We start from the raw sequence: 25,908 nt of genomic DNA, 5'->3' as shown, positions 1-25,908 counted from the left end.
GGTAAGGGATTACCTGAAGTCAGACGGCCTGCAATGTGCATAATTAACCGTGTTTGATGTTACTGACCGACGGGTTGGCAACACAGTTGCTACGCGTGGCTGGTGTGGGGTTTAATTGGCATGTGGGTAATGGTAGTAACGGTTGGGGTTTCGGGAATGCGCTCCCTCTCCCACGGGGGAGGGAGTAGGCTGCTGAAGGATTAGGCGCTGCTTGCGCGGTTTCTTGCGCCGACGTTATCAATATCAATCAAAAATGCCGTCTGAACATCCAGACGGCATTGCTATTTTCCCAATCTCAACCCTTACCGCCCAAACACCCAAAACGTGAGGCTGTAAGCCGGTACGTCAATTTCTCCGGCTTCTACCACCAAGCCGTTTAATTCGGGCAGGATGTTGTCGGCGCCGACAAACAGGCGTTGGCCGTTAAGATATACGTCCGCCGAATCGAGGCCGTCTGAAGTGAGGGTGTATTGCATGGCGTTTTGCGGCAGATTAACGCTTACGGGTTGGTTGCTGCTGTTAATCAGTAAAACGCATACGCCGTCTGAATGCTGTTTGCTGTTGTGGGCAAACAGGTACACGCCGCTTTGCTCGGGTTGGGTGCCGCTGTCTAAGACGCTGCTGCCCATCAGTTTGTTCCACAGCCAGGCTGCCCAGTAGTCGGGTTTGGGGGTGAGGCTGTCTTGCTCGATAAGCGAGTATTCGCTGGCGCAGAGGGTGTTGTGCATATGCACATGCAGACCGTGGCGGGCGTTGCCGGCGAGTTGGTAGAGGTAGCGGAAGGTGTCGCGGTAGGTGGCCGCGTAGGGGTCGCCGCCGCCGGCTTGCCCGGTTTCTGTGTTCCAGATGGGCGCGGCGGGCAGGTAGCGGTCGCGCAGGGCGGTGTGGGCGGCGAAGATTTGGTCGGTTTGGGTAAGCCGCTCGGGGGTCATGGCGGCTTCGGGGCTCATACCCAAATCGGTATCGCTGCTGATTCGGCACGAAATGGCGTTGTAATAGTGGTAGGAGTAGGCGTCGAATTGCGGCGCGGGGCTGCCGCTCATTAATTCGGAGACGCTCAGGGCATCGGGCGACATGTCTTGCAGCTCAACGAGAGTGTGGGCGCTGACGGCGCCGGGGCCGAGCAGGAGCATATCGGGGGCATGCTGCCGCGCCCAGTCGTGGAACACGCGTTGGTTGTCGGCGAAATTTTGGCCGTTGTAACCGGCTCGGATGCAGCCGCCCGCGCCGGGGATATTGGGTTCGTTAAACAGCTCGGCGGCGGCGATTTTGCCGCCGTGGGTTTGGGTGTAGGCGAGGATTTTTTGCGCTTCTACGGGTGTCCACACGCCTTTATCGTCGCGCACGCCGTCGCTGACGGCAAACGAGGTCACGATTTCGGCGTCAACGGCTTGGGCAAAATCAAGCACGCCCTGCCATTGCTTGGCGGTCAAGACGTTGGCAAAGCCTTGCGGAGCTTGGTTTAGCGGGGTATCGCCGTCGTGGAAGTAAACGGCATTCGCCCAAGTGCCGCTGACGCGCATATAGGCGGGGGCAAGCGCGGCGGCAAGCGCACGCAGGCGCGGGTTGGCAAGGTCGGCTTCGGGCAGCTTTTGATAGAGGGCGTCGTTTCTGACGGAAACGTCGTGCTGCTCTTGTTTGGGGATGTTGATGATGGGCTTGCCGTCGGCATCGTGCGGCATGGATTTGTAGGGTTTCCAAAAAGTGCCGCCGACGATTTCGACCATTTCGACGTTGTAGGATTGGTAACGCGGCGACACTTCGCCGATTTTGGGCATGGCGGCGGGGTTGATGGTCATCGTCATTCTGGAAACTCCTTTATGTATGAATATTTGCTGGATATTTCTTTGAAAATGTTTTGAAACAATGTGTTGATTGTACGGTGTTCGGGGGTGGAATGGCAAGGTTTGACGGGGTTTGTTTCTATGGATTTAAATGGGAATGCCGTCTGAAAATGTTGGGTTTTCAGACGGCATTTTTTATAAGGGGAAAGCGGTGGTGGAATATTAGGCGTTTTGCCCTCTCCCTAGCCTTCCCCGCGGGGGAGGGAGCGCGTTGGCGGAAATGTTATGGATTGCTTGGGGGTTCAGACGGTCTTGGGTGGCTATTTCGTCCTTCCTGTTTTTAATCCTTGCCGCTGTGATCCTGCAAAATTTTCTGATACACCGCCTCGGGCAGGTAGCGGCCGACGGTGTCGCGCCAACCTTCGGGGCCGACCAAGCCTTTGACCATTGTTGACGAAACTTCGGCGATTTCGCGCGGCGGCATAAGGAAGACGGTGGAGATTTCGGGTGCGAGGTCGCTGTTGATGTAGCGCATGGAGCGTTCGTATTCGTAGTCGGCGGCGGTGCGGATACCGCGCACGATAAAGCGGGCGCCGACTTCGCGGGCGTAGTGCACAAGGAAACGGTTTTCAAACACGCTGATTTTGACGTTGGGAAAATCCCGCGTGATGGCCTCGAGCATGGTTTGGCGCTCGGCGATGGTGTAGGTGCTTTGTTTGTCGGGGTTGATGCCGACGGCGATGATGAGTTCGTCAAACAGCGCGGCGGCTTCGCGTATCATCCACAGATGGCCGTGGGTCGGCGGGTCGAAGCTGCCGGCATAGACGGCGCGGCGGGCGGGGATAGTCATGGTGTTGGGTGTGGGGAAAATGAAAACGTCAGGATAAAGGCGGGGGCGGGGAATGTCAAAGCAAAGGCCGTCTGAAAATCGGATTTTCAGACGGCCTTTTGTGTCAGGTCAAAACGAAATTAATCGTCGCCGTTGAGGGACAACAAAATATGCAGCAGGCTGCTGAAGATGTTGTACAGCGAGATAAAGATGGTCAGCGCGGCGCTGATGTGGCTGTCTTCGCCGCCGTCAATCACTTGGCGCACTTGGAACATAATCATCAGTGAGCTGAACAACACAAAACCAGCGGAAAGGGTCAGGCTCAAGGCCGGAATCTGCAGGAACAGGTTGGCGACAATGCCAATCATCAAGACCACCGCGCCCACGGTCAGGAAGCGGGAAAGCGAGCTCATGTTCATTCCGCTGCGGCGCGCCAGCGCGGACATGGTGAAGAACACGGCGGCGGTCATGACGGCGGCGATACCGACGATTTGCGTGCCGTTGTTGACATTCAGCGCGTAGGTCAAGAGCGGGCTGATGAGTACGCCCATGCCGAAAGTGAAGACCATCAGCAGGGTGGCGCCGGTTTTGTTGTAGCGGTTTTTTTCAATCATGAAAATCATGCCGTAGAAGAAAACCATCACGGCGATAAATGACATCCAGCGGCCGCCCAGCATGGCATACAGGCTCCAACCCATTTGGCTGCTGATGAATGCGCCGGCTGCGGCGGGAATGAATGAGAGACCAAGCAGGCGGTAGGTTTTTTGCAGGACGGTGTTTTTTTGTACCGAACCGGCGGTGTAGTCGTAAACGTCGTTTTTCATGGCGTTTGCTCCAATGATGTGTGTTCAAAAAGAAATGAAAGATGATTTTAACAGCAAATCATGAATTTAGGCAGAATATTTCAGACGGCCAGCCACAGCAGCGCCACCCATAATAAAACGCTCAGGCTCCATTGCGGCAGCAGCCTGTCCAGCTTAGACGAAGATGGGGTATTTTTCAGAAAAACCAAGTGGATACGGGTAGCGGCAAGGATAAAGAATGGTAAGGCCGTCTGAAGGCCGCCGTGAAACTCATGCGGCAGCCACGCCAGCCAGCACAACGCGGCGGCGAGCGCCAGCGCGGTATGGTAGATTTTGGCACGGCGCAGCCCCAAGCGGGCGGCCACGGTGTATTTGCCCGCCGCCAAATCGCTGGAGATGTCGCGCATATTGTTGAGGTTGAGCACCATTACGCACCACAGCCCCATGCCGCTGGCGGGCAGGAAAGATAAGGCGTTCAGACGGCCTGTGTGCAGATATTCGCTGCCCAATACCGCCAACCAGCCGAAAAACAAAAAGACCGACACATCGCCCAAACCGATGTAGCCGTAAGGCTTGCGCCCCGCCGTATAACGGTAGGCCGCCAGCAGCGACATGCCGCCGAGCAGCAGCCACAACAGCCAGCTTGCGCCGCCGTTATCCGGCAAGCGGGGCAGGGCAGTGGATAATAAGGCGATACCGAGCAGGCAGCAGATGATTGCGCTTATCGCCAGCGCGGTTTGCATGGCGCGGCGGCTGATTTTGCCGCTGGCGCTCATGCGTGCCGGCCCTTGGCGCAGGGCGGAATCCGCGCCGTTTTGCGCGTCGCCGTAATCGTTGGCGAAATTGCTGAAAATTTGCAGGGCAAGGGTGGTGGCGACGGTCAGCAGGGAAATTTTAAAATCGGCGTGGTGGTGTAACACCGCCAGCAGGCAGCCGCACAGCGTGGCGGCCAACGCCAACGGCAGCGTGCGCAGGCGTGCGGCTTGCAGCCAGGGGGATAAGGTCATGGGCAAACAGTCGGCATAAAGAACGGCATTATAGCGGTTTGGGCGGCGCATACTTTGATATACGGCTAAGTATGGCTAATATAAACTTTGAAACGCATATAAACATCAGGTGGCTGAGCGTAGTCGAAGCCGAAGGTAGGGCTTCGACTACGCTCAGCCACCTGTATGTAAAATATAATTTCTCAGCTATGCTATTAGTGGGTCTGCCGACGATAGCCGCAAAACAAGGCCGTCTGAAAACAGAAGAAATCCCTGTTTTCAGACGGTCTTGCTCATATGATGGCGCTTGCCGTTCACATATTAATCTTGCGGCACATAACCTTGCACGCTGTCCGCGCCGTCGCCGAAGAAATACTGCTCCATCTGCTGAGCCAGATATTCGCGCGCGCGCGGGTCGGCCAGACTCAAGCGGTTTTCGTTAATCAGCATGGTTTGGTAGCGCGTCCACGCCTGCCAAGCTTCTTGCGATACGTTTTCATAAATGCGTTTGCCCAATTCGTTGGGCAGCGGCGGGAATTTCATGCCTTCGGCTTCGCGGCCGAGTTTGACGCAGTGAACCATGCGGGTCATGGCGGTTTCCTTTTGATATGGGTTTGAGACGGCCTATTTTAACGTATCGGGCGGGTATGGAAAAGGCCGTCTGAACATCTGCAGGTGGAAGTTTCAGACGGCCTTGCCAACTATGCGGCTGTGCCGGAATTAATGCGCACCGTCACGCGCCAAGCGGGAATGGGTGTCGTTGTAACGGATGTCACCCGGAACGCGAACGCCGGTCGGGGCAACTGCGTATTTGATACGGTCATCGTGTTTGGCGGAATGGATGGTGGTCGGATAAGTCACTTCGGTCAAGCCGATGATTTGGCCTGCATCGTTGGCGTGATTCCACGGCTGTTGCGGCGCACCTTTGGCGGCGGCGATAGAAGCGGTGGCGGCGATGATGGCGGTAAAGATGATTTTTTTCATGATGTTTTGTCCTTTAAAAATATTTTGCAAACAAGCAGTTGTTGTCTGCATCCGATGAAACGTATTCTAGGCTTTTATTTTGGGGAGATAAATAGGGTTTTAGTTAAAGGACTATTAACTTTTAGGAAACAAAAGGCCGTCTGAAATCGCATGATATTCAGACGGCCTTTAATGATTAGGAGGGAGGCGGCTTATGCCAAAATTCCGTCAGTCAACGGATACATAAAAATCAGCGAGTTACGGCCACTGTTGAGATAGTCGCGGCGGCGCTCTTCGGGCAAATCATCAACCAAAGCCGTCTGAAAACCGCGTTCGGCGAACCATTCGCCGGTGTGGGTGGTGAGGGCGAAGAGCTTGTGAATGTGGCGCTGTTTGGCCTGCTCGAAGAGGTGGGCGAGCAGCAGTTCGCCGTAGCCGCCGTCGCGCGCGTCGGGGGAGACGGCGAGGCAGGCCAGTTCGCCGCAGGTCGGGTCGGCAAAGGTTTTCAGGGCGATGCAGCCGTAGATATGCTCATCGTGTTCCAACACGGAAAAGTTGTGAATCTGCTCTTCCAGATATTTGCGGCTGCGCGGTAGCAGAATGCCTTTTTCTTCCAGCGGGCGGGTCAGCGCCATGATGTTGGGAATGTCGCTGCTGTGCGCTTGTCGGATGCGCACGAAGGAATCGCGGGCAACGGATGTTCCCGCGCCGTGGCGGGTGAACAGCTCACGGATTAAGGCGCCGTCTTCACGGCCGCTGAGGATTTGCGTGCGCTGTACGCCGTGGCCGACGGCGTTGACGGCGTATTGCAGCAGGCGGGTTTGCTGCGGCAGAGCTTGGCCGCTTGCCAGTATGTGCTGCGTTTCGGCAGCGGAGAGGTTGGTTTCCAGACGGCCTTTCGGGTCTAAAATGCCTTCTTCTTCAATGAGGTAGATGAGTTTTTCGGCTTTGAGGGCGATGGCGGCGGCTTCGGCGATGTCGCCCATGCTGAGATTGAAGGTTTTGCCGCTGGGGGAATGCCCGATGGGGCTGATGAGCACCAGTGCGCCGTTGTCGAGGCACAGCTTGATGGCGTCGGTGTCGATTTTGCGCACCACGCCGGTGTAGCCCATGTCTATGCCGTCGATAATGCCGAAAGGTTTGGCGGAGAGGAAATTGCCGCCGGCCACGCTGAGGGGTTTATGGCGCTGCGGGGTTTGCGAAATGCTGCTGCACAAGGCGGCTTCGATGTCGCTGCGTGTCATGCCGGCGACTTGTTTGGCGTATTGCAGGGTGGTTTCGTCGGTAATGCGGCGGCCTTTGCAGTAGCGCGGCGCGTGGCCTTGCGCTTCGAGCATGCGGTTGATTTGCGTGCGCGAGCCGTGTACCACCACCAGTTTCACGCCCAAGCTGGCGAGCAGGTTCAAATCGGCCGCCAATAATTTGAGCGCACTGCCTTCGAGCAGGCTGCCCGCCACGCCGATGACCAGCGTTTTGCCGCGCAGATAATTGATGTAGGGCGCGGCTTCGCGGAAGTCGCGGACAAAACCGACGGATGTGTTCATAAGAGGAGCACCAGATAACAGAGCTGCATAATCAAAACAATCAGGGCAATCAGGCAGGCTAAGGTCCAGTTGAAACCGCTGCTTTTGGCCGCTCCGGTGGAGGAAGAAAGGGTCACGCCATCGAGCAAGTCGGCGATTTCGTTGCGCGAAAGCTGCTTGCGCTGGCGCACCTGCGTACCGATGTCGTGCACCAGCCGCACATTGGTCACGGCGGCAGGCAGCGTATCCGCCTCGGCGGGGTCTTGCACGCTGTCGGCGTGGTCTTTGGCTTTAAACAGCCCTTCGCACTTGGCGCACATGACAAAACCTTGCGCGACGTTGAGCTGGGCGTCTTTAACCCACAGGCGGGTCTGGCAGTGGGGGCAGGTACAGGCCGGCATAATCGTTTACTCGTCGTAATATGTAATATGAGGATTTTTTTTATTATAGTGTTATGCCGTCTGAAAGTAATGCAAGTTATTTCAGACGGCATGGAAAACCGATAAAGACGGTTTGCAGCGGCTGCTTGAGCCAAAACATCAGGCAAAACGGCAGCTTAGGCCACGCCGTAACGCTCGCGGTAAGCTTTGACCGGCGCTAAAAAGCCGCCGAATTCGCTGTTGTTTTGCAGCAGGGTAAACAAATCGTTGAGGTTGGCGATGGAGACCACCGGCAAGCCGTATTGCTGCTCTACTTCCTGCACCGCGCTGAGTTCGCCCGTGCCTTTTTCCATGCGGTCGAGCGCGATGGCGACGGCGGCGGGCGTAGCGCCTTCCGCTTCAATCAGTTTCACCGACTCGCGCACCGACGTACCCGCCGAAATCACGTCGTCGATAATCAACACGCGCCCCTTGAGCGGCGCACCCACCAACACGCCGCCTTCGCCGTGGTCTTTGGCTTCCTTGCGGTTGTAGGCAAACGGCACGTTCACGCCTTTTTCGGCCAACATCATCGCCGTCGCCGCCGCCAAAATAATGCCTTTGTAGGCCGGGCCGAACAGCATGTCAAATTCCACCTTACTCTCGATAATCGCTTGGGCGTAAAACTTCGCCAACTGCAAGGTAGAAGCGCCGTCGTTAAACAGACCGGCGTTGAAAAAATACGGCGACCGGCGGCCGGCTTTGGTGGTGAACTCGCCGAATTTCAACACATTTTGCGCCAGCGCGAATTTTAAAAAATCTTGGCGGAAATCAGACATTTTGGGCTTTCAAAAAAGGGAAACGGAATGACGGAATTATAAAGGATAGTCGGGGAAAGGTTAAGGCCGTCTGAATCATTGAATAAAGCGATGGTTACGTTTGCCAAGCCGTTGCATGGAAATGCTTGAAAATCGGTTACAATGCCGTTTTATTTCAGACACATCAACACCACATCATGCTTAAAATCATTTCCGCCAACGTCAACGGCATCCGTTCCGCCTACAAAAAAGGTTTTCTCGAATACATCGCCGCTTCCGGCGCCGACATCGTCTGCGTGCAGGAACTCAAAGCGCAGGAGGCCGATTTGTCCGCCGACATGAAAAATCCGCACGGTATGCATGGCGAGTGGCATTGCGCCGAAAAACGCGGTTACAGCGGCGTGGCGGTGTATAGCAAACACAAGCCGGACAATGTTCAAATCGGCATGGGCATTGAAGAATTCGACCGTGAAGGGCGTTTCGTGCGCTGCGATTTCGGCAGGTTGAGCGTGATTTCGCTGTACCTGCCCAGCGGTACCAGCGCGCCCGAACGTCAAGCGTTGAAATACCGTTTCCTCGACGCGTTCTACCCCATGCTCGAAGCCATGCAGGCCGAAGGACGCGACATCGTCGTCTGCGGCGACTGGAACATCGCCCACCAAAACATCGACCTGAAAAACTGGAAAGGCAATCAGAAAAATTCCGGCTTCCTGCCCGAAGAGCGCGAATGGATCGGCAAAGTCATCTACAAGCTCGGCTGGGTCGATATGTGGCGCACGCTCTATCCTGAAGAGCCGGGCTATACTTGGTGGAGCAACCGAGGTCAAGCCTACGCCAAAGACGTGGGCTGGCGTATCGACTACCAAATGGTCACGCCCGACTTGGCGCAAAAAGCGCTGTCGGCGCAAGTGTATAAAGACGAAAAATTCTCTGACCATGCGCCGCTGGTGGTGGAATATGATTATTCGGTGTGAGGCCGTCTGAAAAGAACTTGATTCATGAACATGCATGACCTTGAAGACTTAACCCTGTTGCTGGTGCGTGATGCCGACGAGCCGGAAATGTGGATGGACCGCTGGGCGGTAAGCTATCCGACGGTGGCGTTGGTGCAGGTGTCGCGCACGCAAAGTATTGTCGATTGGCAGGCGGCGGTTCAGACGGCCTTTGCGGGCATACACGGCAGGCAGGTGGCGGCGGTAGCGCACGGTGCGGGCGTGTCGGCACTGCTTGCGTGGCTGTATCAGGCAGATATTTTGGCGCAAAAACGGCTGTGCAATCTGATTTTGGTGTCGCCGCTGCTGCAGGCTTTTCCCGACGACGCGGTGCATACGCTGCAACGGGCGCGTTGCCCGTGCCGTGCGGCGCTGGTGGTAGGGGAGAGCGGCGATTACCCGCTTGAGTGGGCGCAGGAAAAAGCGCGGCTGTGGCAGGCGCGGCTGCTGGTGTCGCCGCACCAAGGCCGTCTGAATGGAAACTTGGGCGGCTGGCAGTGGGGCATGAAATTAATGCAGGAAATGTTGTTGAGCGGGTAAAGGGGGAACGGCGTAGCAACTGTGTTGCCAACCCGTCGGTCAGTAACATCAAACACGGTTAATTATGCACATTTCCTGATTCAAAACTGGCAATTAAATTTAGCACTTCTGAGTACATGGTTTCTCTAATTTTGTCATTGGCTGCCAAATTAAGTATTTTTTTGTACTCTGTCGCATTCTCTCTAAAAATACTTTGATAGATGAGATTAGTAAACCTAGCATATTTCCATTGATTTCCATCAACATACAGGTCTAATGCATTAGTAAATTGTTTTCGATAGTTTTCTTCTTGAAAAGCTGCAACTAAATAGTTAGAATCACGTTGATTAATAAGCTTTGTATGTCCCCCAGCACGCTCAGACATGACATCTAGCACAATATCTAAAATGCGCGAACGTAGTAAACGAGCAGGTTCACTATCTGTTAAAAGCATCCCCAAATTTAAGACCGAGCGGAAAGAAAAAACCCCCAGTACACTAGTTTTGGTTCCCTCATTAATGAGGGAACCATTAGATAATTCTTTGAATTCTCTTAAACTTTTAGATTTTAAAATTCGGTATCCACTTTGTTTTAATTCATCTCCATAATTAGATAAGTATCTTTCAATAGTCGCATCAGCTACTTCAAATAAATCCATAACCTGTTGCTTTGTAAAGAATATATCTCCATCAAAAAAGGTGCCATCTAGATGAAGATGTGTTTTCATTTGTTCTAAGGCATATGGATTATTTAAAATATTCTGACGCTCAAAAACTGATGCAGTTAAGTCTTTTTTCATTTAATTCTCCTTAAGTTAAGAAATAAAAATCTCAATGCGCCTCTTCCCAATTCTCCCCCGCGCCCACTTCCGCCACCAGCGGCACGGCCAATAATCCGCCGTCCACCTTAGCCATAATCTGCGGCAGTTTCTCCCGAATCATCTCCAGTTCCGAATCGGCAGCTTCCAACACCAATTCGTCATGCACCTGCAAAATCAGTTTGCTTTCGAGGCCGTCTGAAGATAACCAATCGGATACATCTACCATTGCCCGCTTAATCAAATCCGAGGCCGTGCCTTGCATGGGGGCGTTGATGGCGGCGCGTTCGGCGCCGGAGCGGGCGTTGGCGTTTTTGGCGTGGATGTCGGGCAGATACAGGCGGCGGCCGAACAGGGTTTCGACGTAGCCTTGTTGCGCGGCCTGGTCTTTGGTGCGCTGCATGTATTCGGCTACGCCGGGGTAGCGGGCGAAGTAGCGGTCGATAAAGTTTTTGGCGGAAATATTGTCAATGCCCAGTGCCTTGGCGAGGCCGTATTGCCCCATGCCGTAAATCAGGCCGAAGTTGATGGTTTTGGCGTAGCGGCGTTGGTCGGATGTGACCTGCTCGGGCGCAACGCCGAACACTTCGGCGGCGGTGCGGCGGTGGATGTCTTCGCCGTGGCGGAAGGCTTCAATCAGGGTTTTGTCGCCGGAGAGGTGCGCCATAATGCGCAGCTCGATTTGCGAGTAGTCGGCGGATATGATGGTTTTGCCCGCCGGCGCAGTAAAGGCGCGGCGCACGCGGCGGCCTTCGGGCGTGCGGATGGGGATGTTTTGCAGGTTGGGGTTGTTGCTCGCCAAGCGGCCGGTAATGGCGACGGCCTGGGCGTAGTTGGTGTGCACGCGGCCGGTCTGCGGGTTAATCATTTCGGGCAGCTTGTCGGTGTAGGTGGATTTGAGCTTGGACAGGCTGCGGTTTTCCAAGATGATTTTCGGCAGCGGGTAATCGGGCGCGAGCTGCTCCAACACGGCTTCATTGGTAGAAATGCCGCCCGAGGCGGTTTTTTTCAGGCCTTTGGTGGGAATGCCCATTTTGCCGAACAGGATTTCCTGCAACTGCTTGGGCGAGTTGAGGTTGAACGGCTGCCCGGCCGCTTCATACGCCTGCTGCTCCAATTCGAGAATGCGGCTGCCGAGCTCGTGGCTTTGGCGCGCCAGCTCGTCTTTGTCGATGTGCACGCCGGTGTGCTCCATTTCAAACAAGACTTGGGCGACGGGCAATTCCATGTTTGCATACATTTCAAGCTGTTTGCCGTCCATCTGCGCTTTCAGACGGCCTTCCAGACGCAGCGCGAAATCGGCGTCTTGCGCGGCGTATTCGGTGGCTTGGGCGAGGGCGACGTCGGCAAAGGAAATGGCTTTCGCGCCTTTGCCGCACAGGGATTCGTAGGTAATGGTGGGCAAGCCCAGCCAGCGTTCGGACAATTCGTCCAAACCGTGACCGAGATGGCTTTCCACGATATACGACGCGAGCATGGCGTCGCCTGCAATACCGGCCAGCGCGATGCCGTAGTTGGCAAACACATGCTGGTCGTATTTCAGATTTTGACCGATTTTTTTCAGTTTATTGCTTTCCAACAGCGGTTTCAGACGGCCTAATACATCGTTTAAATCCAACTGCTCCGGCGCGGCGGTGGGGCTGTGGCCGAGTGGGATATACACGGCTTCGCCCGCTTGGAAGGCCATGCTGATGCCGACCAGCTGCGCTTTCATCGGTTCTAAAGACGTGGTTTCGGTGTCAAGAGCTATGGTGTCGGCTTGAGCCAATTTGTCCAAAAGTTCGGCAAACTGGGCTTCGGTGGTAATGGCTTGGTAGTTTAAGGTTTTCGGCGGCTCGGGTATTTCAATGATTTGCCCGGCGGGGGCAGACAAAGCATCCAACGCCGCCTGTTCGCCGATATGCTTCGCGCCAAAAAGGTCGGAGTTGTGGTTTTCGTGCATCTGTTTTTCCGCTTCTTTGAGCCAGGTACGGAAGCCGTAGCGTTTGAATTCGCTGACCAGCTGCGCCCAATTCGGGCTGCGGCGGCGCAGGCTGTCGAGGCCTTCGGGCAGCTCGCCGTGCAAATCCAAATCGGTTTTGATGGTGACGAGTTCGTAAGAGAGCGGCAGCTGCGGCAAGGCCGTCTGAAGGTGTTCGCCGACTTTGCCTTTGATGTCGGCGGCGTGATCCATCACGCCTTGCAGCGAGCCGTAGGCATCCAGCCATTTGACGGCGGTTTTCGGGCCGCATTTTTCCACACCCGGCACGTTATCCACTTTATCGCCCATCAGCGCCAGATAATCGCGGATCTGGTCGGGGCGCACGCCGAATTTGTTTTGCACGCCCTCGATGTTCAACACCTCGCCGCTCATGGTGTTGACCAGCGTGACCTTGTCGTTGACCAGCTGCGCCATGTCTTTATCGCCGGTGGAGACGATGACCTTCAAGCCGTCATCGCCGCCCTGTTTGGCCAGCGTACCAATCACATCATCGGCTTCCACATCGGGAATCACCAACACCGGCCAGCCTATCAGCCGCACCAATTCGGGCAGCGCTTCGGCTTGCGGGCGCAAATCGTCGGGCATGGGCGGGCGCGTGGCTTTGTAGTCGGGGAACAGCTCGTGGCGGAAATTTTTGCCTTTGGCGTCAAATACGCAGGCGCAATAATCGTGCGGATAATCGGCACGCAGGCGGCGCAGCATGTTCAACACGCCGTAAAGCGCACCGGTGGGCGTGCCGTCGGGCGCGGAGAGGTTTTGCCCCATCGCGTGATAGGCGCGGTAGAGATAGGAAGAGCCGTCAACAAGCAGCAGGGTGCGGATGGGTGTGTTCATGGTGTAGGCCGTCTGAAAAATAATGAAAGATGGGGAGATTATAAAGGAAATAGCCGTCTGAAAACGGCGTGTTTTTGACACGGTTTTCAGACGGCCTTGTCTGTGCTTACAGGTGGTTGGTTTAGGCCAGATAGGCTTTCAACATCCACAGTTGCTTTTCAACATCGGCGACAAAGTCGGACAGCAGTGCATCAGTAGCGGTATCATCGCCGACGGTTTCCAAGCCTTGTTGCGCTAGTTGTAAGAAAATTTCAAAAGAGGCTTTCAAGTTGGCTAACATTTTTTCATTTTCCAACTCATCAGGCGCCAAGACTGTAATTTGGTTTTGAGCAATGATTTCTTCGATGGTTAGGAGTGGGGCGCTGCCGATAATCAACAGGCGTTCTGCAAATTCATCCTCTTGATCGAAGCCCCAGTTGTAGAGGTCTTCAAAGGCTTTGTGCAGGATGTAGAAACTACGGCCTTTAACGGTGTAGTGATATTTTTGCATTTCAAAGGTGAAGGTTTTGACGCTGGCATGCAGTTGTTGTAATACAGTTACCGTATTCATTTTAATTTTCCTTTTGTGGTTGAAGAACGTGAAAGAATAGTACAACTACGGCTGTTGAAAGGAAATAGGTGATTAATTGAAATTTGTTATAGAACAATATTAAAAATAAATAGTACAACAAAAAAATATAAGCATAACAAAGAATCAGGCCGTCTGAAACGCTGTATGTGGATACGAATGCAGCATTTCAGACGGCCTTTTGATTGCTTAAGGTGCGTTTAGCGCAAAGCTTTCAAACAATCCTTCACCAACTTCGGCCCTTGGTAAATCAAACCGCTATATACCTGCACCGCCGTTGCGCCGAGGTGGATTTTTTCTTTGGCGTCGTCGCCCGACAGAATGCCGCCGACACCGATAACCGGCAGGGCGCCGTCGAGGTGTTCGGCCAATAATTGCAAAACCTGATTGCTTTTTTCGCGCACTGGGCGACCGCTCAGGCCGCCTTGTTCGCCCGCGAGCGGATGGCTGCCCAAAGACGATTTGTCGATGGTGGTGTTGGTGGCGATAATGCCGTCCATTTCCACTTGTTTCACGACATGGGCGATGTCGGCGATTTGCGCCTCGTCCAAATCGGGGGCGATTTTTACCGCCAGCGGTACGTATTTTTCATGTGCGGCAGCCAGCTGCGCCTGCTTGTTTTTCAGCGTTTCCAACAGGGCGCTCAACTCGTCGCCGCCTTGCAGCGCGCGCAGTTTTTTGGTGTTGGGGGAGGAAATGTTGACGGTGATGTAATCGGCGTGGGCGTAGGCTTTTTCCAGACAAATCAGGTAATCATCGGCCGCGTTTTCAATCGGGGTAACGGCATTTTTGCCGATATTGATGCCCAACACGCCTTTGTAGCTGCTTTTAGCGATGTTTTGAATCATCTTGTCGATACCGTCGTTGTTGAAGCCCATGCGGTTGATGATGCCTTGATATTCGGGCACGCGGAACAGGCGCGGCTGCGGGTTGCCCGGCTGCGGCTTGGGCGTGACCGTGCCGATTTCGAGAAAACCGAAACCGAGCGCACCCAGCGCGTCGATGTAGTCGCCGTTTTTGTCGAGACCGGCGGCGAGGCCGACGGGGTTGGGCAGGCTCAAGCCCATCAGTTTGGTCGGCTTGGTGCGCTTGTCGGCGAGGGGAATCAGGCCGAGTTTGTGCACGGTTTTCAAGCTGTCTAGGGTAAAGTGGTGGGTCTTTTCGGCGTCGATTTTGAACAAGAGGTTGCGGGCGAGGGAATACATATTGTGCTTTCGGTGAGTGTTGGGGAAATGCACGTATTTTACCTGAAAAACAGCGAAAGGCCGTCTGAAAGGAAGTTTCTGCACGGCGAACAGCGTTTCAGACGGCCTTACCGATTTTCAGTAGAATGTGGGATTCAGCCATTTGTTTTATCTAAATGTAGGCTCGGGATAAAATAAACGCATCAATCAGCCTGAAATGGTGGGTGTTCCTGCAATCTGTCCTCTCCCCCGTGGGGGAGAGTTAGAGAGAGGGCGTATCGAGGGATTAATGAAATGTTGTTTAAACCATAAGCGTTTAGCCCTCTCCCCAACCCTCCTCCACAGGGGAGGGAGCGGTTGACTGAAAAATCAAACTTTGTCAGGATATTTTCCCCGAACGCACGTTATTTAATTTTGTTATCCACACCTTTCATTGAAAACCACCATGCGCCGTTTACCTGCTACTTTCCTGCTTGCCCTCCTGCCGCTCGGCTTCCTCGCCGTGATGGTGATTGCGCCCCTGATTGCGCTGGCGGTTTACGACGGCGGCGGTGCGGCATGGGCGGTATTGCGCGATGATTATATGCAGCGGCGCGTGCTGTGGACGGTGTTTCAGGCGGCGCTGACCTGCGGGGTGACGCTGCTTTTGGGCGTACCGGCGGCGTGGGCGTTGGCACGGCTGGACTTTATCGGGCGGCGGCTGGTGTTGCGGCTCTTAATGCTACCCTTTGTCATGCCGACGCTGGTGGCGGCGATGGGCGTATTGGCGCTGTTTGGCGCGCACGGCCTATTGTGGGCGGGTTGGCAGGATACGCCGTATCTGCTGCTCTACGGCAATGTGTTTTTCAATCTGCCGGTGTTGATACGTGCGGCGTATCAGGGTTTTTTAAACGTACCGGCGGCGCGTTTGCAGACGGCGCAAACTCTGGGCGCGGGCGCGTGGCAGCGGTTTTGTTATGTGGAATGGCCGGTGTTGCGGCCGTGGCTGGCGGGCGGGGCGTGTCTGGTGTTCCTCTATTGCTTTTCCGGCTTCGGGCTGGCGCTGCTGCTGGGCGGCAGCCGTTATGTCACGGTGGAAGTGGAGATTTACCAACTGATTGCGTATGAACTCGATACCGCGCAGGCGGCGGTATTGGTGTGGCTGGTGTTGGCGGTAACCGCCGTAGCCGGTTTGCTGTATGCGCACATCAGCCGCCGCACCGTTGCCGCCAAATCGTTGCTGCCGCCGCCTCCGCACGCGCCACGCTCTTGGGGCGAACGGATGTTGCTGGGCTATACGGCGGCATTGTTGCTGCTGTGTTGTGCCTTACCGCTGGCGGCGGTGTGGGCGCAGGCTGTGGCGGCAGGCGGGTCGTGGGCAGTGTTGGCGGAGGGCGAAACGCTGGCGGCGGCGTGGAACACGCTGCGTTTTTCCGCGCTGGCGGTCATCGCGGCGGCGGTATTGGGCGTGGCGCATGCGGCTTTGGCGCGACGGGCGGCGTGGGTAAGGGCGCTAACTTTTCTGCCGTTTATGGTGTCGCCGGTATGCGTGGCCTTCGGCGTGTTGCTGCTTTACCCCGACTGGACGGCTTCGCTGCCGCTTCTCATCGCTACTTACGTGCTGTTGGCCTATCCCTTTGTGGCCAAAGACGTATTGGCGGCGTGGGACGGTCTACACCCGAATTACGCCGCCGCTGCGCGCAATTTGGGCGCGAACCGTTTTCAGACGGCCTTGTATGTGACCACACCTTTGCTCAAACCGGCTTTGCGCCGGGGTTTGACGCTGGCGGCGGCCACCTGCGTGGGCGAATTTGCCGCCACGCTGTTTTTGTCGCGCCCCGAATGGCAGACGCTGACGACCTTGATTTATGAATATTTGGGGCGGGCGGGCGCAGACAATTACGCGCGGGCGATGGTGTTGACGGCGGTGCTGATGGGCTTGGCGCTGGCGGTGTTTTTGTGTTTGGATGAGAGGGAAAAGGCCGTCTGAAAAAATTTTATATTTTCAGACGGCCTGCGTGTATTTTACGCTTCCGAGTGTTCGGATTCCGCCGTCTGTCTGCGGGTATTCTCCTGCGCCATTTCCTTTTGCCATTGCGCTAGCAAATGCTTGAACGCTTCGGGGTCTTCGTAACCGCCTGCGATGGCGGCTTCCAGCCAATAGCAGGCCAAAGGAAGATTGAGGGGAACGCCTTGGCCGTAGTAGTACATCCGCGCCAAATGGTATTGCGCAGTGCTGTCGCCTTGTTCGGCGGCCAACTCGAACCAGTAGGCGGCGTTTTTCGGCGCAGCGGGAACGCCCTGGCCGTAGTAATACATCATGCCCAGTTGCGCGGCGGCGCCGCCATGCTGGTATTCGGCGGCTTCGAGGTAGAGCTTGCGCGCGCGGGTGTAGTCGGCGGTCTGACCGCGCCCTTGGTGGAGTGAGAGAGCAGTTTGGTAGGTCTGCTCGATTTTTTGGCGCAGCAGGGCGGCTTGTTTGATTTGCTCAAACTGCTGCGGGTGGTACAAAGCGGCGTCGGCCAGCAGTTTTTGGAAAGCGGCGCTGTTGCCCAGCTCGGTGGACTGGCGGTAGTAGCTTTGCGCGGCTTGCGGGTCGGCGGGTATGCCCAAGCCGTAGCGGTTGATGTCGCCCAGCAGACGCAGGGCGTCGGGATGGTGGTGTTCGACGGCGGCACGCGCAAGCCGCAGCGCTTGGGCGGGATTGCGTTCGGTAAGTGTGCCGGTGAGGTAGTGTTGCGCCAGCGCAGCTTGGGCTTCGCCGTCGCCTTGTTCGGCGGCGGTTTGATACCAGCGCAGGGCGTCGGGACGGCCTTGCGCGGCAAGCAGGCCGCCCAGCATGGTTTGGGCGGCGGTAATGCCGTGCTCGGCGGCTTGGGTCAGGTGGAACACGGCTTTTTCCGTGTCGGCGGGCGTGCCGATACCGTGGAGGTAGATTTTGCCCAGCTGCCAATGGGCAACGGATAAACCTTGTTCGGCGGCTAAATGGTAGTAACGGCGGGCTTGATCGAAGTCGGGTTCGCTGCCAAGATGATAATGCAGGGCGAGAAAATATTGGCCGAAGGGATGGCCTTGCTCCGCGACAAAACGCGCCCAATACACGGCCTGCGGGTCGTGGTGGTTGGCGTAGTATTCGAGCAGGTGCAGGGCGGCGGGGAGCATGCCGCCCTCGGCCAGCATCGCGTATTGTTGCAGGTGTTTGCCGAAGGGTTTGCCCTGCGCTTCGCGCACGCGCAGCAGGTTGAACGCGGCGGGGGCGTGTTTGTGCGCCGCAGCCATTTCCAGCCAGGCGGCGGCTTCGTCGAAACCGGCCTGCTGTTCCAGCAGAATCATACCGGCTTGGAACGCGGCGTCGGCATGCCCTAAACGGGCGGCCTGCTGGTACAGGGCAAGCGTTTGCGCACCGAGCGGGTCGCGCCCGGCATGCTGCTGCGCCTGCCGGTAGAGTGATTCGGGGGCGGCGGAGGTCATTATTAGAAAGAGATAAGCGTCGTAATGCGGGTATTATACTGTTTTTTGTAATTTATCGTTAATGGAAATGGCATGTGCGGACAAAATGCGGGACGGCCGTCTGAAATGCGGCGGGTTTTGGCTGCTAGGCGGTTTTCAGATGGCCTCTTGGTTATGGGCAGACGGAAAATCGGGATAGTTGACGCGGCTGTAAAAATTGCCGTTGATTTGAGTCACGTTGATGTGGAACATGCGGTAGGCGTGGAACAGTTTGGCGTCCGGCGGCGTAGGGTGGTTCCAAAAATCCGCCAAGCGGCCTTGGAAGGTCATGCCGGGAATGTCGTAATGGGCGCGTCCCAACACTTTGACGGGCATGTTGTGAATCAGGGCGGAAAGGCCGCTGGTGCTGTTAATCGTCACCATGCCGATACCGTGGCGCAGAAAGACGGGCAACGGTACGTCGTGCACATAGGTAATGCGGCCTTTGAGTTGGGGATGTTTTTTGACAAAGCGTTTGATGTCTTTTGCGTAATCGACAAAACCCCGGTCCATCGGGTGGTGTTTGATGATGAGGTTGATGTCGGCTGGTGCATGGGTGGCAAACGAGGTCAATACGTGCAGCAGAAAACTGCGCACGGATGAAAAATCGCAATGGATACGCACTTGGCTGTCGTTGAACACTTGCAGCGGCACCACGAAAAATTTGCCGAATTTACCCGCTTCGATGTGTTTGGACAGGGTCATGTCTTCCAGCCAATAGCATAGGCGCTTGAAGCCCGACATCGTCCATAGCTTGATGTAGTGGCTCAAATTATCAGCGCGGTGGTGGATATAGTGGGGGTATTTGCGCTGGTTGAGAAAGCCCTCGATGTAGTAGCGGACGGCGCTTTTTGCCATCGGCCAAAAACCGCCGGGCACGGGCTTGGGCGCGTGATAGGTATGCTCCGCCAACAGCGGATATTGTGCTTCAAAAAACACGCCATCGCGCGGCAGCGGCGAGTAGGCGTTGACACCGGTTTTTTCTAAGGTAATGAAATACGGGCGGAAATAGCCTTCTTCAAATGCCCAAAAAGGGATGTTGTATTGTTCGGCGACCTGTTTGGCCAAAAGATGATAAGGGCGGGTGTCGCCGAAGCAGACCAGTGCCTGGATATTGTGGTGGGTAATATAGCTGCCCAGATGGGTGCTGAAGTGCTCGTAGGTATCGAGATACGCCGATGTGTTGGGCGTATCTTCTGGGTAGAAGTATTCGTCGCCCGCATTAAAATTGAATTTGTGGACGTTTTTGCCGTGTGCGTTGCCGAGCCATGCTGCAAACTGATGAAAAAAAGCCCCGACGGAGCCTTGCAGCAGCAGGATGTTGTCGGCAGTCTCGACCAATTCTTGGAGGTAGCTGGGGGTGGGACGGTTCATTTGGGTAATGTATCAGGTTGCGCTTCCCTTAATAAGCTAACTTAAGCGGGCGGGGGTGAGTAAGAGAGAAGCGTAGTTTTTTAATATTGCAACCGGTTTGGACAAACGGCAGACATTTTTGGCTGCTAGGATACGCCTAATTGCTCATTGCGGTAAAGCGACGACGGCAATATAGAATCAGTATATCGGGAAAACATGACATCCGAGAGAAAGATGCTATCGTAATGAACGGTATAATTGCTTGATTTTACCGAGCTGCTTGGACAAAAAGCTGCGTTGTAACTTTATGTTGTTTTTTTGCAATGCTTTTTGTTGTTTTAAGACATCAACGGCAGTTTGGGCATCAATCATCTGCCGCGTATCGGGGTGGATATAGTTGGGATAGTAAACCAACGCACCCGCAATCAGCTCGGCCAATTTCAGACGGCGTGTGCGGCGCGGTATGGGCAATACATCGTCGGTCAGCCCCCAGCCGGCGTAAAACGGCAGCCCGTAGCAGCTCACCTTTTTGCCGCGCAGCAGCGCCTCAAAGCCGGTGAGCGAAGTCATGGTGTGCACCTCGTCGGCATGGCGCAGGCAGGTCAGAATATCCGTTTCGGCGGCGGTTTGGTCGGCATAACGCGCCACGTCCTCGGGCGCAATCTGCCCCGTGCGGTTGCCGCTGACCACATCGGGGTGCGGTTTGTAAATAATATAAGCATCGGGGCGGCGCGCGCGCACCGCTTTGAGCAAATCCAAATTGCGGCAGATTTTCGGCGAACCGTAGCGGATGGAAGCGTCGTCCTCCACCTGCCCGGGCACCAAAATCACCGTTTTATCCGTCTCCGGCGCGGTAAACGCGGCACTGCCGACATTGTATTTGCTGATGTTGCCCTCGGTCAGCGCGTTTTGCAGCGACAAGGCCGTCTGAATATCGCGTTCGGTAAAGTGCTGGTGTTGCAGGATATGCTCCAGGCGCGAGGGCGTTTCGGCGTTGAAATAAATCCCCATATCGTCAATTACCAGCGACAGCGCGGGCACCAGATTCGAGCCCAGCCCGACCGAGCGGATAAAGCCGTCTTCCATACGCAACAGCGGCAAACTGCGCTGCGCGGCAAAATCCGTAACGGCCTGTCTGCCGTTGCCCCAGGCTAGAATTTTCGCGTCCGCTGCAAAATCCGTTTGCGCCAGCTTTTCCACGGATTTCACAAATTTCAGACGGCATGAGGGCGCACGGAAAAACGGTTTCACCACCGCCCGTTTCCACAGCGACATGCCCACGCAATACACTTCGCCGCGCAATTTGTCATTCAAACGCCGCGCCGCCGCCAAATAATCAATCACATCGAAAATATCGCCCGCTTCGCCGGTGTTCGGATTCAGATAACGGCTGTATTGCAGATACGCCGCCGCAAAAAGCTGCTCCAGCGAACGCGGCGCACGCCGTCCTTGTGCCGCCAAATCTGCCATATCGGGATGGCGGTCATCGCTCACGCCCCAGCCCGCGTACCACGCCCGCCCGAAGGTTACCAGCGGCTTGCCGCACAGCAAGGCCTCAAAGCCCATCTGCGAGGTCACGCAGTACACTTTATTGACCTGCTGCAATAAAGACAGCGGGTTCACATCTTCTGCCAGCAGGCGCACTCGACTGTCGCCCTGCGCCAAATCCGTCAGATAGCCGCGCTTTTTGCCGCACAACACATCGGGGTGGGTCTTCACCCAAATCTCGGCCTGCGGATTTTCCGCCAAGGCCGTCTGAAACATTTCTTGAAACGTAGATTCGTCTGCACCGCCGTAGCGCAGCGCCATGTCGCCGAAAGTTTGGTCGATGATTAGCACGGTGTACGGGCGTTTGGGCGTATTTTCAGACGGCCTTGCCATTGCAGCAGCCTGTGTTGCCACATTCAGGCCGTCTGAAACGGCTGCGGCTTGTCCATCATCTTTATTGTTATTGAGGTTGGTGCGGTCGCCCGCTACCGTTTGCACCGCATAACGCTTGGCCAAAGCCTCATCCCAAGCCGGCGCCTGATTATATTTGGACAAACCGTGCGCCAAAATCAAATCCACCGCCTGCCGCGCCTGCGCGAGCAGTTCGGGCGGCATAGCGTCCGCCGCCAAAATCAGCTGCTCCAAGCGCGAAGGGCGCGAGGTGTCGTAATAAATCCCCACATCGTCCACCACCAAAGCCAGCGGCGGCCAGCCCGTTACCCCCAATCCCGCCGAGCGTAAAAAGCCGTCTTCCAAGGCCACAAACGGCAGCCCCTGCTGCGCCGCATACGCGCGCGCCTGACGGGTTGTCGGGCGCAAACCCCAGCCCATCACCACCTGCGCCCCTGCTTTATTTTTTTGCAGGACAAATTCAGGCAGGAACGCAGCCAAATGCGGAATACGGCGGATGCCGCGCGAAGGAATGTAAGCGGTTTTCACAATGGGTCTCAGTATGGCAGTAGGGGTTGTTTGGCAGAAAAGGGCGGCAGGCCGTCTGAAACGGCATTCTAAATGGAAGTGGGTAGGTTACGAAAGGGTAGAACATGAATATCTCTAATGTAATTACATTACATATAAATAAAGACGGTGATAAGAACCGTAGTGATGTATTGTATCTAAAATAGCAGAATTGTTGACAATGTCATGTAATTTTTTTAAATTTAAATATTTGAATGTCATTTTGTGTTGATAAAAACGCCGAGCAAATCAGCGTGATTTTTACCCTTGTAAAAAAGTACAACAAAGCAATAATAAAGCATACAAACTTTTACATTTATGCAGCTTATTAATAACAAAATAATGCAATAATGAGCATATAACACAATAAATTTAAATGTAGAAAACATAGTTCAGCAGTAATTATACTAAATTATATGACGTAAGAATTTATGTGAAATAAAGTTAATATACCGGATGGTCGGTAGGATTTTCGGATGAGTGGGTAAGCGTAAGGAAAGGAGGTGTGTAAGCTGTGGATAGAGAAAAGGGTAACTATTATAGGAGGTAGAAAATTCAGTTATCATGCAATTTGAAGAATGGCGTTTCTATATTTAGATTACATAAATAGCAGTAAATTATGCGGGAAATGCCGTCTGAATTTTTTAAAGAATTACAGGCCGTCGGCAGTGGGTGACGGCTCTTGATGAAAAGAATGAATCGAAATATCCATTTTTAAATTTATAAAAGAGAGTATTTGAAATGAAAACCATGTTGAAAACCATCAGCGCAGCAGTTCTTGTTTTGGCTGTAACCGCATGCGGCAATACCGGTTATCCGAAAGAGAAATGGACGAATTTCCGTAGCAATACCGTCCAAGAACAAGTCGCCGAAGGCGATACCAATTTGGTTTTCTTCCGTGGTGAGACGGGAGACCTGAAAAAAGCCGTCAATATTTATGTTAACGGCGAATACCACGCCTCTCTGCAACAAGACGGTTATTCACAACTGGAAGTGTGCGCCCAGCCGCAGCGCATCGGCGCGTATGTAACCGGTACCGACAACCGCTACGAAGGCAAAGCTACCGGCGGTCAGACTTATGAGCTGCCCAACGGCCAAGTGGCTTATTTCCGCGTGGTGGATGACGAAGCCGGCCAAGCCGTCTTGCAGCCGGTTGACGCCGAAACCGCCAAAAGTGAAATCCACGGCGACAAATATCAAAACAACACCTTGTCCCGCGTTGACAAGGAATCAACCTGCGCCCCGCGCGAACTGAAAAAATACGTGTTGAATGCAGCCGCATTGTTCCCGTTCGACAAATCAGACAGTAAGAGCATTCTGAGCCAAGGCCGCAACGAGCTTGCCGCCATTGCCAACGATATCCGCCAACATCTGGGCAATATCGTCCGCGTCGAAGTCATCGGTCATACCGACCCTGACGGCAAAGCCGAATACAACCAAAAACTTTCTGAAAAACGTGCCCAAAGCATCGCCCAACTGCTCGCAGAATCCGGCGTTGCGCGCGACAAAATCCAAGCCATCGGCCGTGGTGAAAGCGAACTTCTGGTCAGCGGTTGCAAACAGAAAAACCGCGCAGCCCGCCAAGCCTGCAACCAGCCTAACCGCCGCGTTGAAATCAAACTGTTCGGCACTCGCCAACAACAGCAATAACAACAACTAACTTACCAAAAATTACGGAGTTTTAAATCATGGCCAGTAAAAATATTACTTTGAAAATCAATGACGCTAAAGAAACATTGAAAATTGTTGATTTCAATACGGAAGGCAAAGAAGCAGTACGCGTTCAGGCGCAGAAAAACGTCAATTACGAATTAATCGACCAGGGCACAGGTTTCGGCCCGGAAAACATCATGACCAAACGTGTTGGTCAGGATTTGTGCATCGCATTTGAAGGCGAAGACATCAACGAGCCTGATTTGATTATCGAAGGCTATTACGCTGCTGACGGCAAACAAGGTTATGCCGAAGGCAACAGCAACCTGATTATCGGTTTGCACGAAAACGGCAAATACTATCCGTATGTGCCGGAGAGCGGCCAGACAGAAGACGCCGTCAGCATGTTGGCCGAAGAAATGTTTGCCGGCCAAGCGCTGGGCGGCGATGAAATTGGCGCATTGTGGTGTTTCAATCCGTGGTGGCTGCTGGGTTTGGCTGCGTTGGCCGGCGGTATTGCGGCCTTGGCAGGTGGCAGTAGCAGCAGTCATAAGGATACAACCGTTGGTGCGGTTGATTCGACTGTTGCCGCTGATTCATCTACCGATACCGTTGACATTACCGGTTCGACCACCAGCGTATCCGAAGGTGCGACTGTAACCATCGCATTGGCTGACAGCGAAGGCCATACTGTAACCGTTACTGCGACCGTATCTTCAGACGGCACTTATGCCGTTACTGCCGATACTTCCGGTTTGACCGATGGCGATGTTACTGCCTCGACCGCAACAAGCGATAAAAACGGCAATACCGTTACCGATACCGATACCGTTGAGCTTGACCAAGTTGATGGTGCAACTGATACCACTGCCACCCCAGATAGCAGCAATGACACCATTGGTATTACCGGCAGCACCACCGACGTGGCTGCGGGTACCACCGTTACATTGACCATTACCGACAGCGAAGGCAATACCGTGACCGCCACCACCACCGTGGCGAGTGACGGCACTTACTCAGTGACTGTGGATACCAGCGACCTGACTGACGGTACTGTGACTGTCGATACCGAGACCACCGACAACAACGGCAATACCGTGACCGATGCGGATACCGTTGAATTGGATCAAAGCGGAGGTGCGACCGACACCACCGCCACTGCCGACAGCGACACCGACAGTGTAGCCATCACCGGCAGCACCACCGACGTGGCTGCGGGTACCACCGTTACATTGACCATTACTGACAGCGAAGGCAACACTGTAACTGCCACCACCACCGTGGCTTCAGACGGCACTTACTCTGTCACTGTGGATACCAGTGATTTGACTGACGGTACCGTGACTGTCGATACCGAGACCACCGACAACAACGGCGAGACCGTGACCGACACCGACACAGCGGAGTTGGATGCTGTGGACAGCAGCACCGACAGCACCGTGACTGCTGACAGCGACACCGACAGCGTGACCGTGACCGGCTCGACCACCGACGTAGCGACCGGCGAAACCGTGACCGTGACCGTGACCGACAGCGAAGGCAATACCGTTACTGCGACCACGACCGTTGCTTCAGACGGCAGCTACAGCGTGACCGCAGACACCTCCGACTTGAACGACGGCACCGTGACTGTCGATACCGAGACCACCGACAACAACGGCAACCCGGTAACCGACAGCGACACCGTGACCCTGGATCAAACCGAGGGCGGCGTAGACAGCACAGTGACCACCACCGAAGACAGCAGCGACGTTGTGATTACCGGCAGCACCACCGACGTAGCCGCCGGTCAAACCGTGACCCTGACCCTGACCGACTCTGAGGGCAACAGCGTCACCGCGACCGCGACCGTGGCGAGCGACGGCACCTACAGCGTGACCGCCGACGCCGGCGAGCTGACCGATGGCGACATCACCGTGGACACCGCCGTGGTAGACAACAACGGCGAGACCGTGACCGACACCGACACAGCGGAGTTGGATGCTGTGGACAGCAGCACCGACAGCACCGTGACTGCTGACAGCGACAC

At 54.9% G+C, this 25,908-nt stretch carries 21 protein-coding genes; 5 read left to right on the top strand and 16 right to left on the bottom strand.

The features are described 5' to 3' along the window. Positions 1-302 precede the first annotated feature (302 nt). The 9 genes from J2T37_RS09945 to pyrE all read right to left on the bottom strand — a co-directional run bounded on the left by J2T37_RS09945 (position 303) and on the right by pyrE (position 8,086). Positions 303-1,805 carry a hypothetical protein gene (locus J2T37_RS09945; protein WP_253355516.1) on the bottom strand — a complete coding sequence of 501 codons (1,503 nt, stop codon included), beginning with the start codon at positions 1,803-1,805 and terminating at the stop codon, positions 303-305. A gap of 319 nt (positions 1,806-2,124) precedes the next feature. After that, positions 2,125-2,634 (bottom strand): pantetheine-phosphate adenylyltransferase, encoded by a 510-nt coding sequence (gene coaD, locus J2T37_RS09940; protein ID WP_253355515.1) that lies wholly within the window; start codon positions 2,632-2,634, stop codon positions 2,125-2,127. A gap of 119 nt (positions 2,635-2,753) precedes the next feature. Continuing rightward, positions 2,754-3,437: a Bax inhibitor-1 family protein gene (locus tag J2T37_RS09935; protein ID WP_253355514.1), complete on the bottom strand. Its 684-nt coding sequence runs from the start codon at positions 3,435-3,437 to the stop codon at positions 2,754-2,756. 80 nt (positions 3,438-3,517) lie between these two features. Beyond that, on the bottom strand, positions 3,518-4,423 hold the full coding sequence (gene menA, locus J2T37_RS09930; RefSeq protein ID WP_253355513.1) for a 1,4-dihydroxy-2-naphthoate octaprenyltransferase: 906 nt from the start codon (positions 4,421-4,423) through the stop codon (positions 3,518-3,520). Between the two features lie 300 nt (positions 4,424-4,723). Next, positions 4,724-4,993, bottom strand: coding sequence for an oxidative damage protection protein (locus tag J2T37_RS09925; RefSeq protein WP_253355512.1), 270 nt, complete (start codon positions 4,991-4,993; stop codon positions 4,724-4,726). A 129-nt stretch (positions 4,994-5,122) separates the two neighbouring features. Next, the gene (locus J2T37_RS09920) at positions 5,123-5,386 is read right to left on the bottom strand and encodes a hypothetical protein (protein WP_253355511.1); all 264 of its coding nucleotides are present in this window, start codon (positions 5,384-5,386) and stop codon (positions 5,123-5,125) included. Between the two features lie 191 nt (positions 5,387-5,577). Then, positions 5,578-6,909: an amino-acid N-acetyltransferase gene (gene argA / locus J2T37_RS09915; RefSeq protein WP_253355510.1), complete on the bottom strand. Its 1,332-nt coding sequence runs from the start codon at positions 6,907-6,909 to the stop codon at positions 5,578-5,580. Further along, entirely contained in the window at positions 6,906-7,289 is a 384-nt protein-coding gene (locus J2T37_RS09910) for an MJ0042-type zinc finger domain-containing protein (RefSeq protein ID WP_253355507.1), read from the bottom strand. The genes argA and J2T37_RS09910 overlap by 4 nt, the downstream gene beginning before the upstream one ends. A gap of 155 nt (positions 7,290-7,444) precedes the next feature. Continuing rightward, entirely contained in the window at positions 7,445-8,086 is a 642-nt protein-coding gene (pyrE, locus tag J2T37_RS09905; protein ID WP_253355505.1) for an orotate phosphoribosyltransferase, read from the bottom strand. Between the two features lie 176 nt (positions 8,087-8,262). On the opposite strand from pyrE, the gene J2T37_RS09900 reads away from it, so the two are divergent. After that, on the top strand, positions 8,263-9,039 hold the full coding sequence (locus J2T37_RS09900) for an exodeoxyribonuclease III (RefSeq protein ID WP_253355503.1): 777 nt from the start codon (positions 8,263-8,265) through the stop codon (positions 9,037-9,039). 24 nt (positions 9,040-9,063) lie between these two features. After that, on the top strand, positions 9,064-9,597 hold the full coding sequence (locus J2T37_RS09895; protein ID WP_253355501.1) for an alpha/beta hydrolase: 534 nt from the start codon (positions 9,064-9,066) through the stop codon (positions 9,595-9,597). Between the two features lie 58 nt (positions 9,598-9,655). On the opposite strand, the gene J2T37_RS09890 is transcribed toward J2T37_RS09895, so the two are convergent. From J2T37_RS09890 to J2T37_RS09875, 4 genes are all read right to left on the bottom strand, one after another. Further along, a complete protein-coding gene (locus J2T37_RS09890) occupies positions 9,656-10,375 on the bottom strand; it encodes a hypothetical protein (RefSeq protein WP_253355499.1) in 720 nt (239 codons plus the stop codon). Positions 10,376-10,406: 31 nt separating this feature from the next. After that, a complete protein-coding gene (polA, locus tag J2T37_RS09885; RefSeq protein WP_253355497.1) occupies positions 10,407-13,208 on the bottom strand; it encodes a DNA polymerase I in 2,802 nt (933 codons plus the stop codon). A gap of 121 nt (positions 13,209-13,329) precedes the next feature. After that, positions 13,330-13,758 carry a Dps family protein gene (locus J2T37_RS09880; protein WP_253355495.1) on the bottom strand — a complete coding sequence of 143 codons (429 nt, stop codon included), beginning with the start codon at positions 13,756-13,758 and terminating at the stop codon, positions 13,330-13,332. 218 nt (positions 13,759-13,976) lie between these two features. Next, positions 13,977-14,981: a quinone-dependent dihydroorotate dehydrogenase gene (locus tag J2T37_RS09875; protein ID WP_253355492.1), complete on the bottom strand. Its 1,005-nt coding sequence runs from the start codon at positions 14,979-14,981 to the stop codon at positions 13,977-13,979. A gap of 424 nt (positions 14,982-15,405) precedes the next feature. Between J2T37_RS09875 and J2T37_RS09870 the strand changes: the two genes are divergently transcribed. Next, on the top strand, positions 15,406-16,929 hold the full coding sequence (locus J2T37_RS09870) for an ABC transporter permease (protein WP_253355490.1): 1,524 nt from the start codon (positions 15,406-15,408) through the stop codon (positions 16,927-16,929). A 35-nt stretch (positions 16,930-16,964) separates the two neighbouring features. On the opposite strand, the gene J2T37_RS09865 is transcribed toward J2T37_RS09870, so the two are convergent. The 3 genes from J2T37_RS09865 to J2T37_RS09855 form a co-directional block, all read right to left on the bottom strand. Next, positions 16,965-18,410, bottom strand: coding sequence for a tetratricopeptide repeat protein (locus J2T37_RS09865; RefSeq protein ID WP_253355488.1), 1,446 nt, complete (start codon positions 18,408-18,410; stop codon positions 16,965-16,967). 135 nt (positions 18,411-18,545) lie between these two features. Continuing rightward, a complete protein-coding gene (locus J2T37_RS09860) occupies positions 18,546-19,802 on the bottom strand; it encodes a capsule biosynthesis protein (protein WP_253355486.1) in 1,257 nt (418 codons plus the stop codon). 216 nt (positions 19,803-20,018) lie between these two features. Continuing rightward, positions 20,019-22,208, bottom strand: a complete 2,190-nt coding sequence (locus J2T37_RS09855) for a capsular polysaccharide biosynthesis protein (protein ID WP_253355484.1) — start codon at positions 22,206-22,208, stop codon at positions 20,019-20,021. 759 nt (positions 22,209-22,967) lie between these two features. Here J2T37_RS09855 and J2T37_RS09850 point away from each other — a divergent pair. Both J2T37_RS09850 and J2T37_RS09845 read left to right on the top strand, forming a co-directional pair. Then, the gene (locus tag J2T37_RS09850) at positions 22,968-23,876 is read left to right on the top strand and encodes an OmpA family protein (protein ID WP_253355482.1); all 909 of its coding nucleotides are present in this window, start codon (positions 22,968-22,970) and stop codon (positions 23,874-23,876) included. Positions 23,877-23,914: 38 nt separating this feature from the next. Continuing rightward, the coding region (locus tag J2T37_RS09845; protein WP_253355479.1) for a beta strand repeat-containing protein at positions 23,915-25,908 on the top strand (1,994 nt) is incomplete at its 3' end.

Source organism: Neisseria perflava (assembly GCF_024170405.1).
GTDB lineage: Bacteria > Pseudomonadota > Gammaproteobacteria > Burkholderiales > Neisseriaceae > Neisseria > Neisseria perflava_B.
This window is presented reverse-complemented; position numbering and strand designations above follow the sequence as displayed.

Coding starts and splice junctions, on each gene's coding strand:
- J2T37_RS09945 (WP_253355516.1), bottom strand. CDS start 1,805: ATGACGATGACCATCAACCCCGCCGCCATGCCCAAAATCGGCGAAGTG.
- coaD (WP_253355515.1), bottom strand. CDS start 2,634: ATGACTATCCCCGCCCGCCGCGCCGTCTATGCCGGCAGCTTCGACCCG.
- J2T37_RS09935 (WP_253355514.1), bottom strand. CDS start 3,437: ATGAAAAACGACGTTTACGACTACACCGCCGGTTCGGTACAAAAAAAC.
- menA (WP_253355513.1), bottom strand. CDS start 4,423: ATGACCTTATCCCCCTGGCTGCAAGCCGCACGCCTGCGCACGCTGCCG.
- J2T37_RS09925 (WP_253355512.1), bottom strand. CDS start 4,993: ATGACCCGCATGGTTCACTGCGTCAAACTCGGCCGCGAAGCCGAAGGC.
- J2T37_RS09920 (WP_253355511.1), bottom strand. CDS start 5,386: ATGAAAAAAATCATCTTTACCGCCATCATCGCCGCCACCGCTTCTATC.
- argA (WP_253355510.1), bottom strand. CDS start 6,909: ATGAACACATCCGTCGGTTTTGTCCGCGACTTCCGCGAAGCCGCGCCC.
- J2T37_RS09910 (WP_253355507.1), bottom strand. CDS start 7,289: ATGCCGGCCTGTACCTGCCCCCACTGCCAGACCCGCCTGTGGGTTAAA.
- pyrE (WP_253355505.1), bottom strand. CDS start 8,086: ATGTCTGATTTCCGCCAAGATTTTTTAAAATTCGCGCTGGCGCAAAAT.
- J2T37_RS09900 (WP_253355503.1), top strand. CDS start 8,263: ATGCTTAAAATCATTTCCGCCAACGTCAACGGCATCCGTTCCGCCTAC.
- J2T37_RS09895 (WP_253355501.1), top strand. CDS start 9,064: ATGAACATGCATGACCTTGAAGACTTAACCCTGTTGCTGGTGCGTGAT.
- J2T37_RS09890 (WP_253355499.1), bottom strand. CDS start 10,375: ATGAAAAAAGACTTAACTGCATCAGTTTTTGAGCGTCAGAATATTTTA.
- polA (WP_253355497.1), bottom strand. CDS start 13,208: ATGAACACACCCATCCGCACCCTGCTGCTTGTTGACGGCTCTTCCTAT.
- J2T37_RS09880 (WP_253355495.1), bottom strand. CDS start 13,758: ATGAATACGGTAACTGTATTACAACAACTGCATGCCAGCGTCAAAACC.
- J2T37_RS09875 (WP_253355492.1), bottom strand. CDS start 14,981: ATGTATTCCCTCGCCCGCAACCTCTTGTTCAAAATCGACGCCGAAAAG.
- J2T37_RS09870 (WP_253355490.1), top strand. CDS start 15,406: ATGCGCCGTTTACCTGCTACTTTCCTGCTTGCCCTCCTGCCGCTCGGC.
- J2T37_RS09865 (WP_253355488.1), bottom strand. CDS start 18,410: ATGACCTCCGCCGCCCCCGAATCACTCTACCGGCAGGCGCAGCAGCAT.
- J2T37_RS09860 (WP_253355486.1), bottom strand. CDS start 19,802: ATGAACCGTCCCACCCCCAGCTACCTCCAAGAATTGGTCGAGACTGCC.
- J2T37_RS09850 (WP_253355482.1), top strand. CDS start 22,968: ATGAAAACCATGTTGAAAACCATCAGCGCAGCAGTTCTTGTTTTGGCT.